This is a genomic window from Corallibacter vietnamensis, from assembly GCF_039537875.1.
In the GTDB taxonomy this organism is placed as follows: domain Bacteria; phylum Bacteroidota; class Bacteroidia; order Flavobacteriales; family Flavobacteriaceae; genus Corallibacter; species Corallibacter vietnamensis.
In genome coordinates, this window is sequence record NZ_BAABBI010000005.1 from 23,284 (window position 1) to 38,839 (window position 15,556).

The following is a 15,556-nucleotide window of genomic DNA, read 5'->3' on the forward strand; positions in this document are numbered from 1 at the left end:
AAATTAATCAATTTCTTCGTAATCTACGTATTCTCCAACAGTTTTATTTGAAGTTTTTTTGTTTTGAGGAGCCTTATCTATGGTCACTTCGCCTTCTCGCTTTTGTTGTGGTTGATTTTGATATTGCCCAAACTGACCACCAAAGCGCTCTTCAGCTTTTTTTGCAACATATTTCACCAATAACGGAGCAAATAATCTAGAAAGAATTTTTAATCCGTAGTAGATTAATAATATAATTAATATCGTTTTTAACACGCCTGTTACAGATGCATACTGAAGCATATTCTCTTTTTTTAACAAAAATACAATTCTCATTACTTAAATTCCGTTATTAATACTTAAAAAAAATATAAAATCTATATATTTGAATTCAAACTAAACCGTATGAAATCCTTAAAAAACTATCTGTTCCTAGCATTTACCTTTATGGCTTTTAGCGCCTATTCGCAATATACAGAGGTCATAAATTCTAACAGACCTGGAGTTTCAAAAAGTGCTTTTTCTGTAGGTACTAATGTTGTACAGTTTGAAGTAGGGCCTTATATTCTTAATGAAAAGCATCAATTACAAGACACAAAAGACAATAGCTTTGGTGTTGATTTTGCAGCTAGATACGGCTTATTATGGCCACAATTAGAGATAAATGTTGAAGGCACGTTTCAATCTACTAAACGCACATATTCTAGTGGAATTAATGAGGATAAATACAGTAATTTTAAAACATTAACTATTGGGGCAAAATATTTAGTTTATGACCCTTATAAAAATGCTGAAGAAGAAAAACCAGATATTTACAGCTGGAAAGCCAATCACAGTTTTAAATGGAATCAACTAATTCCTGCCGTAGCTGTTTATGCTGGTGCTAATTTTGACACAAAAGACAACCCTTTTTTAGAGGTAAATGGAGGCTATGTAGAAGGCTTTAGCCCTAAAGTAATGGTTGCTACTCAAAACAATTTTGCTAGTGGTTGGGTATTGGTTACTAATTTTATTTTAGATAGAATAGGCACTGACAGATCTGATTTTTCTTTTTTAATTACACTTACCAAATCAATTACAGATCAATGGGTGCTATTTGGAGAAACTCAAGGAATAAGCGGTGATTACTATGCCGATAATTTATTTAGATTTGGTGGCGCTTATTTATGGAGTAGAAATTTTCAGCTTGATACAGCACTTACTTTTAATGCAAAAGACACACCTTCAGTGTTTGGTGTCACTCTAGGAGCTTCATACAGGCTAGATTTCCATAAAGACAAAGAAGAAGACGACGGTACATCTGCCAAAGACGAATTAGAAAGACGTGAAAATAAAGCACGCGGTAAAAACAAAAATAAACGCAAAAAAGAAAATTTAGACGTAGACTTTAACGACGAAAATTAATTATTTGCCAATCTGTTTATGATTACATTAAAAAAGGTTCAAACCAAAAAGGACTTAAAAACATTTGTAACATTTCCCTTTACATTATATAAAGATTCAGAATATTGGGTACCTCCTATTATATCTGATGAAATGGCTACACTTACAAAAGGAAAAAACCCTGCTCTAGAACATGCAGATGCACAACTTTTTTTAGCTTACAAAAACAAAACTGTTGTTGGTCGTGTTGCTGCTGTAGTAAACTGGACAGAAGTTAATGAGCAACAAATTAAAAAAATGCGCTTTGGCTGGTTTGATGTTATTGATGATTATGCTGTTTCTGAAATGCTGCTAAACAAAGTTATAGAAATTGGTAAATCTCATAATTTAGAATACATAGAAGGCCCTGTTGGTTTTTCTAATCTAGATAAAAATGGTGCTCTAACCGAAGGATTTAACCATATTGGAACTATGGCCACTTGGTATAATCATCCTTATTATATAGCACATTTTGAAAAATTTGGACTAGAAACCGAAAAAGAATACATAGAAAGCAAATTTGACTTTAGAACAGTTCCTGTTGAACGCTTTAAGCGCGTTAACAGCTTAATTACAAAGCGATACAACCTTAAACCGTTGAGCTTTACAAACTCTAAAGACATTATACCGCATCTAGACGCCATGTTTGAGTTATTTAACAACTCATACTCTAAACTATCTACTTTTGTTCCTATATCAAATAAGCAACAAGAATATTTAAAAAAGAAGTTTATAAGTTTTGTAAACCCAGAATACATCAAATTTGTGTTTGATGAAAACAACAAGATGATTGCTTTTGCCATTGTACTGCCTTCGTTTTCTAAAGCTTTACAAGAAACGAAAGGAAAACTATTCCCTTTTGGTTTTTTGAAACTTTTAAAAGCAAAGAAAAATAGTAAAACGGCTTTATTTTACTTAATAGGTGTTGAGCCTCATTACCAAAACAAAGGTGTTACAGCAATCATTTTTGAAGAATTCCATAAATCTTTATCTAAAAACGGTATTCACACATGCATAAGACTACCTGAATTGGCTGATAATTATGCTTCTCATCAAATATGGAAAGATTTTAATTGTGAGATTATAAAACGAAGGAAAACTTTTAAGAAAACGATATAAAAAAATCCGATGAGAAATCATCGGATTTTTTATTTATAAATAATACCTCAAAAAATTTGTTTATTTATTATTGTCCCATAGCTGCCGCAACAGCTGCTGATAATCTTTTGTAAGTACCGTTTTCTAAACGATCTCTAATTGCTGAAAACGCATTAAGTGTTTCCTCTACATCATCTAAAGTGTGCGTAGCAGTAGGAATCATACGTAAAAGTATTAACCCTTTAGGTATTACTGGATACACAACAATAGAACAGAAAATTCCATAATTTTCACGTAAATCTTTTACTAAAGCCATAGCTTCAGGAATACTTCCTTTTAAATATACAGGTGTTACACAACTTTGAGTTGTTCCTATATCAAAGCCACGTTCTTTTAGTCCAGATTGTAATGCGTTAACGTTTTCCCAAAGCTTCGCTTTAAGCTCTGGCATTGTTCTTAACATCTCTAAACGCTTTAAGGCTCCAACTACAAGTTGCATTTGTAGTGATTTTGCAAACATTTGAGAACGTAAGTTGTATTTTAAATAATCTATGATTTCTTGATCTGCAGCAATAAAAGCTCCTGTACTTGCCATAGACTTTGCAAAAGTTGCAAAATAAACATCTATACCATCTTGAACTCCTTGCTCTTCTCCTGCTCCTGCTCCTGTTTTTCCTAATGTCCCAAAACCATGAGCGTCATCAACAAAAAACCTGAAATTATACTTTTCTTTTAAGGCTACAATTTCTTTTAAACGACCTTGCTCACCACGCATTCCAAATACACCTTCAGAAATCACTAAAATTCCTCCTCCGGTTTGTTCAGCCATTTTGGTAGCTCTCTCAAGGTTTTTTTCTAAACTTTCAACATCATTATGCTTGTAAGTAAAGCGTTTTCCCATATGTAAACGCACACCGTCAATAATACACGCATGTGCATCAACGTCATAAACAATAATATCATCTTTAGATACTAAAGCATCTATTGTTGATACCATTCCTTGATAACCAAAGTTAAGCAAATAAGCAGCTTCTTTATTTACAAACGAAGCTAGTTCATTTTGAAGTTGCTCATGCAACTCTGTGTGACCTGACATCATTCTAGCTCCCATAGGGTAAGCCGAACCATAAGCAGCTCCAGCTTCAGCATCTACTTTACGTACTTCGGGGTGATTTGCTAATCCTAAATAGTCATTGATACTCCAAGTAATTACTTCTTTACCTTGAAATTTCATTCTATTAGATATTTCTCCCTCTAGTTTTGGGAATACAAAATAGCCTTCTGCTTGAGAAGCCCATTTTCCTAAAGGTCCTTTATCTCTATATATTTTATCAAATAAATCTTTCATATAGCCATTAATCTAGTTAGTAGGATACAAAATTAGATATTTTAATATTCAGAACATAATAATTTAATGCTCTATTATTAACAAAAAAGTATAGCTAACTTTACAATGATAAAGCTAGCTACACATGTATTTACAGTTATTATTTAACGAATTCTATTGTTTCTGCTTTTTCAGCGTTAACGCTATCAAAGAACCCTTGTTCATTCATCCACTTATCACTGTATATTTTACTCATATAACGTGATCCATGATCTGGGAAGATAACAACAATTTTATCATTGTCGTTAAAGGTTTCTTCTTCATTAAGTTGTTTTATTGCTTGCATAGCTGCTCCTGAAGTATAACCTACAAAAAGGCCTTCAGTTTTTGCTATTTCTCTTGCAGTATGTGCGCTTTCCTCATCTGTTACTTTTACAAACTCGTCTATCACATCAAAATCTGTAGCTGTTGGGATAAGGTTTTTCCCTAGACCTTCAATACGGTAAGGGTATATTTCTTTTTCATCAAACTCTTGGGTTTCATGATATTTCTTAATAACAGAACCGTAAGCATCTACGCCTATTACTTTGATATTTGGGTTTTGCTCTTTAAGATATTTTGCAGTTCCTGAAATAGTTCCTCCTGTTCCACTACACGCAATTAAATGCGTGATTTTCCCATCTGTTTGATTCCATATTTCTGGTCCAGTACTATGATAATGTGCATCTGTATTAAGCTCATTAAAATACTGGTTTATATAAACTGATCCTTTTGTTTCTTCGTGTAAACGTTTTGCTACTTGGTAGTAAGAGCGAGGGTCATCGGCACTTACGTGAGCTGGACATACATATACCTTTGCTCCCATAGTTTTTAGCATATCTATTTTATCTGGTGAAGATTTTGAGCTAACAGCTAAAATACACTGATATCCTTTGATAATACTAACCATTGCTATACTAAAACCGGTATTACCTGAAGTTGTTTCTATAATTGTATCTCCAGGTTTTAAAATACCTTTTTTTTCGGCTTGTTCAATAATGTAAAGAGCGATTCTATCTTTTGAAGAGTGCCCTGGATTAAAAGCTTCTACTTTTGCGTAGTAATTTCCTTTTAAAGAAGCTGTTATGTTATTTAACTTAATTAGTGGTGTGTTTCCCACTAAATCCAATACATTATCAAAAACTTGTTTGTCTTGTCCCATAAATGCTTTTTAGATAGCTACAATAATTATCCTATTTGTAGCCTAAAACCTCGCAAAAATACATTTTTTTTTTTGACTACACATAAATTCCTTCTAAATCTAATATAAATGCATACTCTAAAGCTACCTCTTTTAAGCTTTCAAAACGCCCAGAGGCTCCACCATGACCTGAATTCATATCTATATGAAAAAGCAACTTATTTTTATCGGTTTTTAGGTCTCGTAATTTAGCTACCCACTTTGCAGGTTCCCAGTATTGCACTTGAGAATCATGTAGTCCTGTAGTTACTAACATATTAGGGTATGCTTTTTTCTCAACATTATCATAAGGTGAGTATGATTTAATATAATTATAATATGTTTCATCATTAGGATTTCCCCATTCATCATATTCTCCTGTTGTTAATGGTATAGAATCATCTAACATGGTTGTTACAACATCTACAAAAGGTACTGCTGCTATAACACCTTTATATAGTTCGGGGTTTAAGTTTATAATAGCTCCCATTAACAATCCTCCTGCTGAACCTCCATATGCATATAAATGACTACTTGAAGTATACTGCTGTTGAATAAGATATTTTGAGCAGTCTATAAAATCATAAAACGTATTTTTCTTTTGTAATAGCTTTCCAGTTTCATACCAATCGCGACCTAAATATTCTCCGCCTCTAATATGCGCTATGGCATAAATAAAACCTCGATCTAATAAGCTTAATCTGATACTTGAAAAATAGGGATCTATAGTAGAGCCATAAGAACCGTAGGCATATAATAATAATGGTGCATTACCGTCTAACTTTGTATTCTTATTATAAACTAATGATATTGGTACTTTTACGCCGTCTCTAGCTGTAGCCCAAACACGTTCTGATTTATAATTTTCTTTATTAAAAGTTCCACCAAGAACTTCTTGCTCTTTTAATACTGTTTTTTGTTTAGTCTTGAAATTATAATCAATTACTGAACTTGGTGTTGTAAGTGCATTATAACTATAACGAAGTACATCGGTATTAAATTCTGGGTTACTACCTGTATAAGCTGTATAAGTCTCACTATCAAAAGGTAGATAGTAATCTTCATCTCCACTCCAACTTATAATTCGAAGTCTATTTAAACCATTTTCACGTTCACTTACCACGTAATAATCTTTAAATATATCTATATCTTCTAGGAGAACGTTATTTCTGTGAGGTAAAACGTCAACCCAATGTTCTTTTTCTGTAGTTTTCTCACTTGTTTTTTGCAGCTTGAAATTAACAGCTTCATCCTTATTAGTTATAATGTAGAACGCATCATCATAATGAGATATCGCATATTCTAAACCTCGTTCACGCTTTTGAAATAGCTTAAAATCTGCTTGAGGTGTATCAGCATTTAAAATCCTGTATTCCGTTGTTAATGTACTGGAAGAACCTATTACTAAATATTTTCGTGATTTAGTTTTATATATGTATGTATTAAATGTGTCATCTTCTTCATGAAACACTTCTACGTCATCGGCCATATTTGTATGTATGATGTGCCTATATATTTTATGTGATCGTAAGGTTACATCATCTTTTCTTGAATAAAACAGTGTTTTATTATCATTTCCCCAAGTACAAGAGCCTGTAGTGTTTTCAATTTTATCTGAATAAATTTCTCCTGTTACTAAATTTTTAATTTGAATACTATATTGACGTCTACTCACAATATCTGTAGAAAAAGCTGCCATGGTATTATCTGGACTAACAGAAATACCTCCTAATTTGAAATACGCATGTGTTTTTGCCATTTCATTACAATCAAACAAAACTTCTTCTTCAGCATCGAGAGATTCTTTTTTTCTTGTATATATTGGATAGTCTTTACCTTTTTCAAAACGTGTCATGTACCAATAACCATTTAGCTTATAAGGCACAGAGCTATCATCCTCTTTAATTCTAGCTTTCATCTCTTCAAAAAGGCTTTTTTGAAAGTCTTCTGTGTGAGCCATGACATCTTTTGTATAAGCGTTTTCTGCTTGTAAATATGCTATAACATCAGGGTTTTCTCTATCATTCAACCAAAAGTAGTTATCCACACGAACATCATTATGTATTTTTAATTCGTGTGGTATCTTTTTTGCGACTGGAGCTTGCTTTAAGTTTTTCAAAAAAAGGGATATTTTTTATTATTAATTATAGCTATCAAAAATATAAAATTAAATAGCTTTGCTGTGAATAATTAAAAAAATAAAATCATGTTTGGAGATCTTATGGGAATGATGGGCAAACTTAAAGAAACCCAGAAAAAAGTTGAAGAAACTAAAAAACGTTTAGACACCGTACTAATTGATGAAGCTAGTAATGACGGAAAATTAAAAATAACCCTTACAGCAAACAGAGCCATAAAAAACATTGAAATAGACAACGAACTTCTTGAAGATAAAGAACAACTTGAAGACTATCTTGTATTAACACTTAACAAAGCTATAGCTAGAGCTACACAAGTAAATGAAACAGAAATTGCTGCTGTAGCAAAAGATGGCATGCCTAATATTCCAGGAATGGATATGTTTAAATAATATACACTAAAATGTAAGTGTTTTTAATACATCTAGCATTTTATTATGCATGATATTGGTATAATCTAAATGGGTAACAAGGCGCATTTTACCTTCTCCCATGTCACTTATTAAAATACCATTATCATGCATTTTTTTATTGAATAAAGCTGCATCTACAGTATCAGACAACTCAAAAATAACAATATTAGTTTCTACAGGTTCTACTTTTTGTATGTAAGATAGCGTAGTTAAAACAGTTTCTAATTCTTTTGCTTTTTCATGATCTTCTTGCAATCTGTCTAAATGATTATCTAATGCATAAAGTCCTGCTGCAGCCGCAAATCCCATTTGCCTCATTCCGCCACCTAAAATTTTACGTACTCTAATAGCATGTTTCATAAAGGGCTCATCGCCTACCAATACAGATCCCATAGGACAACCCAAACCCTTACTCAAACACACCGAAATAGTATTAAACAAATCGCCATATTGTTTTGCTGTTTCCCCTTTATAAACTAACGCGTTCCATAATCTTGCTCCATCTAAATGATATCCTAAATTATGTGCATTACAAACAGCTTTTATTTTTTTTAACTCATCAAAATCCCAACAAGCGCCTCCACCTTTATTGGTTGTATTTTCTATTGCAACTAATGATGTTAATGGACTATGATAAAAATCTGGCGGATTAATAGATTTTTCAACATCACTAGCAGTAAACATACCTCTATCACCATTAATAAGCTTGCATGATACACCACTATTAAAAGAAGCGCCGCCACCTTCGTAATTAAAAATATGTGCATATTTATCACATATTACTTGTTCTCCAGGCTGTGTATGTAACTTAATAGCTGTTTGATTTGCCATAGTACCACTAGGAAAAAATAGTGCCATGGGTTTGTCAAACATATCAGCAATACGTTTCTCAAGCAAATTAACGGTTTCATCTTCCTTGTAAACATCGTCTCCTACTTTGGCTTGCATCATTGCTGTTAACATGCCTTTTGTTGGTTTTGTTACTGTATCGCTTCTTAAATCTATTATCATGAGTTTATTTTAAAGCATAAAACTATAAAATTAATTCAAGTTAAATTTTATAAGACTCTTTTTTAATTTTATTTTTGTCTTTCACATAAATATTATTGTATGATTACTTCAGATCAAATAAAAGATCTTAACACCCGCCTTGACAAACTAAGGCACTATCTTTGACATAGATGCCAAGCTCATCGAAATTCAAAACGAAGAAGAACAAACATTTGACCCTAATTTCTGGAACGACTCTAAAGCTGCCGAAATTGTTATGCAATCTCTACGTTCAAAAAAGAAATGGGTAGAAGATTATAATACATCAAAAACACTTGTAGAAGATTTAGAAGTTATATACGAATTCTACAAAGAAGAAGAAGCAACTGCAGAGGATGTTGAAAGTAGATTTGAAAAAGCTAAAAATCTTATTGAAGATTTAGAGTTTAAAAACATGCTTTCTGAAGAAGGTGATAGCTTAAGCGCCGTTTTACAAATTACCGCTGGCGCTGGTGGCACAGAATCTTGTGATTGGGCAAGTATGCTTATGCGCATGTATTTAATGTATGCAGAAAAAAATGGTTTTAAAGTAAAAGAACTTAACCATCAAGAAGGTGATGTTGCTGGTATTAAAACGGTTACTTTAGAGATTGAAGGAGAGTTTGCTTTTGGATGGCTAAAAGGAGAAAATGGTGTACACCGTTTGGTTCGTATTTCTCCTTTTGATAGTAATGCGAAACGACATACAAGCTTTGCTTCAGTATATGTATATCCGCTTGTTGACGATACAATTGAAATTGAAATTAACCCTGCTGATATTGAAATTACCACAGCCCGATCTAGTGGTGCTGGTGGACAAAATGTCAACAAAGTAGAAACTAAAGTTCAGCTTACACACAAACCCACAGGCATCCAAATTTCATGTTCAGAAACACGATCTCAACATGATAACAGAGCTAGAGCTATGCAAATGCTTAAATCACAGCTTTATGAAATTGAGTTGCAAAAGCAATTAGCACAACGTGATGATATAGAAGCTGAAAAAATGAAAATTGAATGGGGAAGTCAAATTCGTAACTACGTGATGCATCCTTACAAATTGGTAAAAGATGTTAGATCTGGACAAGAAACCGGAAATGTAGATGCTGTTATGGACGGAAACATTCAACCGTTTTTAAAAGCTTATTTAATGATGATGGGACAAAAAGAAGATTCATCTCAAACCTTATAATATACATATATGATTAACATATACCACAACCCAAGATGCAGTAAATCTAGACAAGGGCTAGAAATTTTAGAAAATTCCGGAAAAGAATTTAAAATTATAAAATACCTTGATAATGTACCTTCAGAAGAAGAACTAAAACGTTTAATCACCCTTTTAGATATTAAACCTATAGAACTTGTTAGAAAAAATGAAGCCATATGGAAATCTGACTATAAAGGAAAAGATTTATCAGATAGCGAAATTATCTCTGCCATGATAAAAAACCCAAAACTTATTGAACGTCCAATAGTTACAAACAATAGCAAAGCTGTAATAGGACGCCCACCAGAAACTATAAAAAACATTATATAAAAATTCAAAACCTTGGTTTAACAGCCAAGGTTTTTTATTTAACAAACTTTTAACCAAAGCCGACTAAACCTAGGTCTATTTTTGCAGTCTTAAAGCAAAAAACAAACCATGACCAAATTTTTATTTGCATTATTTGCATTATCCTTATCTTTTGTAACCGCACAAAATGATGTAACTATTTCAGGAATAGTCTACGATAAAGAAACCAAGCAACCGCTAGAGTATGCTACTGTTTCTTTTTTTAATAAAGCCGAAAATCGTATTGCTACAGGTGGCATCACTGACGAAAATGGAAAATTTAATATTTCTGTTGCTAGTGGTACTTATAATGTTTCTGTAGAATTTATTGGTTTTGAAAAAATAACACTTAATAATCAAAACCTTACCACAGATAAAAACCTTGGAAGCATAGGGCTTTCAGCTGGTTCTGAAGCTTTAGACGAAGTAGAAATTATTGCCGAAACTACAACCGTAGATATAAAACTTGATAAAAAGATTTATAACGTAGGTAAAGACCTTACCGTTCGTGGTGGCACAGTAAGTGATGTTTTAGATAACGTTCCTTCTGTTTCTGTTGATGTTGAAGGAAATGTAGCCTTAAGAGGACAAGATAACGTTAGAATACTTATTAACGGTAAACCATCTGGTTTAGTTGGATTAAATTCTACCGATGCTTTGCGTCAGCTACCTGCTGAATCAATAGAGCGTGTTGAAGTTATCACATCGCCATCGGCTCGTTATGATGCTGAAGGTACTGCTGGTATTTTAAATATTATTTTACGTCGTAGTAAACTTCAAGGTTTAAACGGTGCCATAACTGCCAATGCTGGGTATCCAAATCAAGCAGGGCTTTCTGGTAATATTAATTATAGAACAGGAGATTTCAACTTTTTTAATACAACTGGTGTTAGCTATAGAGAATCTCCAGGAGAATCAACTACTGAAACAGAATACTTCAATGGTGATGACCCAAATAGTTTTCTAAATGAATACCGTGATTTTGATAGAGAAAGAAAGGGTATCAATACAAACTTTGGTGTAGAGTGGTACATTACAGACTCTGCTTCATTAACAGGAGCTGTTTTTTACAGAAAAAGTGACGATGATGATTTGACTACAAATCAAAGTCACCTAATTAACGGGCTTGGTGAAGCTAGTAATTCAACACGTTTAGAGTTTGAAACAGAAGATGATAAAACAATACAATATTCATTAAACTTTGATAAACAATTTAATGGAAACAGTCAGCATAAACTAACTGCAGATTTTCAATATGAAAATTCTAATGAAAATGAGTTTGCCTCTATTCAACAAAACTATATAGATTCTGAAAGAGTAACCACATACCAGTCTGAAGACCGTGTTTTATTACAAGCAGATTATGTTCACCCACTAAATGAATCTAGTCAATTTGAATTAGGTTACCGTGGTAACTTTAATACATCTGATACAGATTATGCATTAGAGTTAAATAACGGAAGTGGTTTTGTTTTAGACAGAAAAACAAGTAACAACCTTATTTATAAGGAATACGTAAATGCTGTTTATGCGCAATATGGTAATAAAATAAAAGACAAATTCTCTTACCTATTGGGGTTACGAATGGAAGATACGCGTGTTACAGTAGAGCAATTAACATCTAATGATTTAGAGAAGAAAAATTACACTGGTTTCTTTCCTACCATTAATTTAGGTTATGAGTTAACTGAAAACCAAAGTTTAACTTTAGGATACAACAGACGAATTAGAAGACCTCGTTCTAGATTTATCAATCCTTTTCCTTCAAGAAGTAGTGCCACTAACCTATTTCAAGGAAACCCAGATTTAGACCCTACCTACTCTAATTCTTTTGATTTTGGTTACCTTAATAAATTTGGAAAATTAACCTTAAACTCTTCAATATATTTTCAACATGCAACAGATGTGTTTACTTTCATAACTATAGATTCTGGTACTACAACTATCGTTGATGGTGTTCCTGTTCCTGTTGTTTTAAGTACACCGGTAAACCTATCAAGTGAAGACCGTTACGGTTTTGAGTTTACTTTAACTTATAGACCTACAAAAAACTGGAATATGAATGGTAACTTTAACTTATTCCAATCTTCTACAGAAGGAACTTATAACAATGTAGTTTATGACAATGAAAACTTAAGCTGGTTTGTACGCTTTAATAACAAATATACCTTACCAGGAAATATAGATTGGCAAACACGTTTGTTTTATAGAGGTCCTCGTGAAGATGCTCAAAACAAATCTAAAGGTATGTTCTCTACAGATATGGCGTTTAGCAAAGATTTATTTAACAACAATGCCTCAATTGCGTTAAGTGTTAATGACTTATTTAATAGCAGAAAACGACAAACAGATTCTTTTACAGAAACGTTTAATCGTGAAAGCGAATTTCAATGGAGAAAACGTAGCTTTAACCTATCATTTACTTATAGATTTAATCAACAAAAAAATCGTCAAGACCGTGAAAGAAATAGTGATGGTGGTGATGATATGCAGTTTGAAGGATAATATATATTCTCATCATAAAAATAAAAAACGCTCTAAATTTTTAGAGCGTTTTTTATTTTATAAACTTTAATAAAGCGCATAAAAAAAGGAAACCTCTACGGTTTCCTTTTATATTTTATATTTATAAAGAAAATCTTTAGTGCGCAGCACGTTTAGCTTTTCTTTCTTCTTTTATCTCTTTAAGACGCTCAATTAATGCTCCGCCAATCCAGTAAGGAATAACAAAGGTTAATAAAAATATCATGACCCAAAAACCAATGGTTAAAATGGTTAAAAATGCTAAAAATCCTAAATATTGATCAAAATCGAACATAATTGGCTGTATTATTAATTTACTGCAAAGATAAGATAAAGTGTTTTCTTTTACAACAGCAATTTCAAAATTATTAACAGGATAATCAACATTTTTTAGAAATAGTGTCGTTGTAAATACATTAATTATAGTGTTTCGATAATTAACTAACACATTATTAATAGATAAGTGTTTTTATTACTCAAGCCATTAATTTATTATTCAAACAAAAAAAAGCACCATAATAAACACTATGATGCTTTTTTATTGAATTTCCTAATCCAAATTAGGTTGTGGTGTTAAACGTAAGTAAGGTTTTACTACTGTGTATCCTTTAGGAAAATGTTTTGGAATATCACTAGTAGCTATTGCTGGTACAACAACACAGTCATCGCCATTTTTCCAATTGGCAGGAGTTGCTACTTTATGATAAGCTGTAAGCTGCAGTGAGTCGATAACTCTTAAAAGCTCATCAAAATTTCTACCAGTTGATGCTGGATATGTTATAATTAGCTTTACTGTTTTATCTGGAGCAATAACAAAAACTGATCTTACTGTAGCATTAGCATCAGAATTTGGGTGAATCATATCATACAGTGCTGATACTTCCCTATTCTCATCTGCTATAATGGGAAAATTCACAGTAGTATTTTGAGTTTCGTTAATATCACTAATCCAGCCTTTGTGAGATTCTAATCCATCAACACTTAATGCTGCAACCTTAACGTTTCGTTTATCAAACTCTGGTTTATATTTTGCAACTGTTCCTAATTCAGTTGTACATACCGGAGTATAATCTGCTGGGTGAGAAAATAATATTCCCCAGCTTTCTCCTAACCAGTCATGAAAGACTAATTCTCCTTGTGATGTTTGTGCTGTAAAATTTGGCGCAACATCACCTAATCGTATTGTAGACATAATGTTTATTTTTTATTGGACTGTAAAAATAAGCAATAATCTACTAAATTAGTAGGAATTAACTTTTTTGTGATTTTTTTATGATTAAAGCATTACAACTATTCAGTTATAGATGATTTTTCATATTATGCAGTATTTACTAAAGAAATTATGAGCTGCAAACTATTTTTTCTATAAAAAACCAAGCTATTAAAACAATCAAAAATTGTAACTTTAGCGCTTGTTAAAACAAAACAAAACATATTATGACATACAGAATAGAAAAAGACACAATGGGCGAGGTTAAAGTACCTGCTGATAAACTTTGGGGAGCACAAACAGAACGTTCTAGAAACAACTTTAAAATTGGAAATGCAGCTTCTATGCCTTTAGAAATTGTATACGGTTTTGCTTACTTAAAAAAAGCAGCAGCGTATACTAACTGTGAACTAGAAGTCCTTTCTTCAGAAAAGCGTGATTTAATTGCTCAAGTATGTGATGAAATTTTAGAAGGAAAACATGATAATCAATTTCCTTTAGTAATCTGGCAAACTGGTTCTGGTACGCAAAGTAATATGAACCTTAATGAAGTTATTGCAAATAGAGCACATCAAATAGCTGGTAAAGTTATTGGTGAAGGCGAAAAAACTATTCAACCTAATGATGATGTAAATAAATCACAATCATCAAATGACACATTTCCTACAGGAATGCATATTGCAATTTATAAAAAAGTAGTTGAAACAACCATTCCAGGTGTTATTAAACTACGAAATACATTACATGAAAAATCTATCGCTTTTAAAGATGTTGTAAAAATAGGTCGTACGCATCTTATGGATGCAACACCACTAACCCTTGGACAAGAGTTTTCTGGTTATGTGTCGCAATTAGATCACGGATTAAAAGCTTTAGAAAACACTTTACCACACCTTGCTGAATTAGCTCTAGGTGGCACAGCTGTTGGAACAGGACTTAACACGCCTGAAGGTTATGCAGAATTAGTTGCTGAATACATAGCTAAATTTACTAACCTTCCTTTTGTTTCTGCTGGAAATAAATTTGAAGCGCTTGCTGCTCATGATGCATTAGTTGAAACACATGGCGCTTTAAAACAATTGGCTGTATCTCTAAATAAAATAGCCAATGATATTAGAATGATGGCTTCAGGGCCACGCTCTGGAATTGGAGAAATTATTATTCCTGCTAACGAGCCTGGAAGTTCTATTATGCCAGGGAAAGTAAACCCTACACAATGTGAAGCTTTAACAATGGTTTGTGCACAAGTTATGGGTAATGATGTAGCTGTAACCGTAGGTGGTACACAAGGACATTATGAGCTTAACGTATTTAAACCTATGATGGCAGCCAACTTACTACAGTCTGCTCAATTAATTGGAGATGCTTGTGCTAGTTTTGATGATCATTGTGCTTCTGGAATTGAACCAAACCACAGTGTGATAAAACAATTACTAAACAACTCATTAATGCTTGTTACTGCTTTAAATACCAAAATAGGATATTATAAAGCTGCAGAAATAGCTAATACTGCTCATAAAAACGGAACAACATTAAAAGAAGAAGCTATTAATTTAGGCTATGTAACTGCTGAAGAATATGATGCTTGGGTAAAACCAGAAGACATGGTAGGTAGTTTAAAATAATTCAAATCCATA

General features: G+C 32.6%; 14 protein-coding genes. 7 read left to right on the forward strand and 7 right to left on the reverse strand.

The genetic code is table 11. The features are described from left to right. Window positions 1-3: 3 nt before the first annotated feature. Window positions 4-282 carry a DUF4834 family protein gene (locus ABD690_RS12135; protein ID WP_344730935.1) on the reverse strand — a complete coding sequence of 93 codons (279 nt, stop codon included), beginning with the start codon at window positions 280-282 and terminating at the stop codon, window positions 4-6. A gap of 102 nt (window positions 283-384) precedes the next feature. On the opposite strand from ABD690_RS12135, the gene ABD690_RS12140 reads away from it, so the two are divergent. Together ABD690_RS12140 and ABD690_RS12145 are read left to right on the forward strand one after the other, a co-directional pair. Then, window positions 385-1,383 carry a transporter gene (locus ABD690_RS12140; protein ID WP_344730853.1) on the forward strand — a complete coding sequence of 333 codons (999 nt, stop codon included), beginning with the start codon at window positions 385-387 and terminating at the stop codon, window positions 1,381-1,383. Between the two features lie 18 nt (window positions 1,384-1,401). Continuing rightward, complete coding sequence (locus ABD690_RS12145) at window positions 1,402-2,520, forward strand: GTP cyclohydrolase (RefSeq protein WP_344730854.1); 1,119 nt, start codon at window positions 1,402-1,404, stop codon at window positions 2,518-2,520. Between the two features lie 67 nt (window positions 2,521-2,587). Here the strand turns inward: ABD690_RS12145 and capB are convergent, their stop codons facing one another. The 3 genes from capB to ABD690_RS12160 form a co-directional block, all read right to left on the reverse strand. Then, window positions 2,588-3,847, reverse strand: a complete 1,260-nt coding sequence (gene capB / locus ABD690_RS12150; protein ID WP_344730855.1) for a cysteate-C-fatty acyltransferase — start codon at window positions 3,845-3,847, stop codon at window positions 2,588-2,590. Window positions 3,848-3,986: 139 nt separating this feature from the next. Then, on the reverse strand, window positions 3,987-5,027 hold the full coding sequence (capA, locus tag ABD690_RS12155) for a cysteate synthase (protein ID WP_344730856.1): 1,041 nt from the start codon (window positions 5,025-5,027) through the stop codon (window positions 3,987-3,989). Window positions 5,028-5,103: 76 nt separating this feature from the next. Beyond that, window positions 5,104-7,164 (reverse strand): S9 family peptidase, encoded by a 2,061-nt coding sequence (locus ABD690_RS12160; RefSeq protein WP_344730857.1) that lies wholly within the window; start codon window positions 7,162-7,164, stop codon window positions 5,104-5,106. Between the two features lie 87 nt (window positions 7,165-7,251). Here ABD690_RS12160 and ABD690_RS12165 point away from each other — a divergent pair, with 87 nt between their 5' ends. After that, a complete protein-coding gene (locus ABD690_RS12165) occupies window positions 7,252-7,575 on the forward strand; it encodes a YbaB/EbfC family nucleoid-associated protein (protein WP_344730858.1) in 324 nt (107 codons plus the stop codon). A 6-nt stretch (window positions 7,576-7,581) separates the two neighbouring features. Here ABD690_RS12165 and ABD690_RS12170 read toward each other — a convergent pair whose 3' ends face one another. After that, complete coding sequence (locus ABD690_RS12170; protein WP_344730859.1) at window positions 7,582-8,607, reverse strand: threonine aldolase family protein; 1,026 nt, start codon at window positions 8,605-8,607, stop codon at window positions 7,582-7,584. A gap of 99 nt (window positions 8,608-8,706) precedes the next feature. Here ABD690_RS12170 and prfB point away from each other — a divergent pair. From prfB to ABD690_RS12185, 3 genes are all read left to right on the forward strand, one after another. Beyond that, window positions 8,707-9,817 (forward strand): peptide chain release factor 2 gene (gene prfB, locus ABD690_RS12175; protein WP_344730860.1). Its coding sequence is split into 2 segments (ribosomal slippage): window positions 8,707-8,769 and window positions 8,771-9,817, totalling 1,110 coding nucleotides; the frame shifts between segments, so codons are not numbered across the junction. 9 nt (window positions 9,818-9,826) lie between these two features. Then, window positions 9,827-10,168, forward strand: a complete 342-nt coding sequence (gene arsC, locus ABD690_RS12180) for an arsenate reductase (glutaredoxin) (RefSeq protein ID WP_344730861.1) — start codon at window positions 9,827-9,829, stop codon at window positions 10,166-10,168. A gap of 108 nt (window positions 10,169-10,276) precedes the next feature. Then, window positions 10,277-12,691 carry a TonB-dependent receptor gene (locus ABD690_RS12185; RefSeq protein WP_344730862.1) on the forward strand — a complete coding sequence of 805 codons (2,415 nt, stop codon included), beginning with the start codon at window positions 10,277-10,279 and terminating at the stop codon, window positions 12,689-12,691. A gap of 136 nt (window positions 12,692-12,827) precedes the next feature. Here ABD690_RS12185 and ABD690_RS12190 read toward each other — a convergent pair whose 3' ends face one another. Both ABD690_RS12190 and ABD690_RS12195 read right to left on the reverse strand, forming a co-directional pair. Beyond that, window positions 12,828-13,157, reverse strand: coding sequence for a hypothetical protein (locus ABD690_RS12190; protein ID WP_344730936.1), 330 nt, complete (start codon window positions 13,155-13,157; stop codon window positions 12,828-12,830). A 102-nt stretch (window positions 13,158-13,259) separates the two neighbouring features. Then, window positions 13,260-13,901 (reverse strand): peroxiredoxin, encoded by a 642-nt coding sequence (locus ABD690_RS12195; RefSeq protein ID WP_344730863.1) that lies wholly within the window; start codon window positions 13,899-13,901, stop codon window positions 13,260-13,262. 245 nt (window positions 13,902-14,146) lie between these two features. On the opposite strand from ABD690_RS12195, the gene fumC reads away from it, so the two are divergent. Next, a complete protein-coding gene (fumC, locus tag ABD690_RS12200) occupies window positions 14,147-15,544 on the forward strand; it encodes a class II fumarate hydratase (RefSeq protein WP_344730864.1) in 1,398 nt (465 codons plus the stop codon). The last annotated feature ends 12 nt before the right edge of the window (window positions 15,545-15,556 follow it).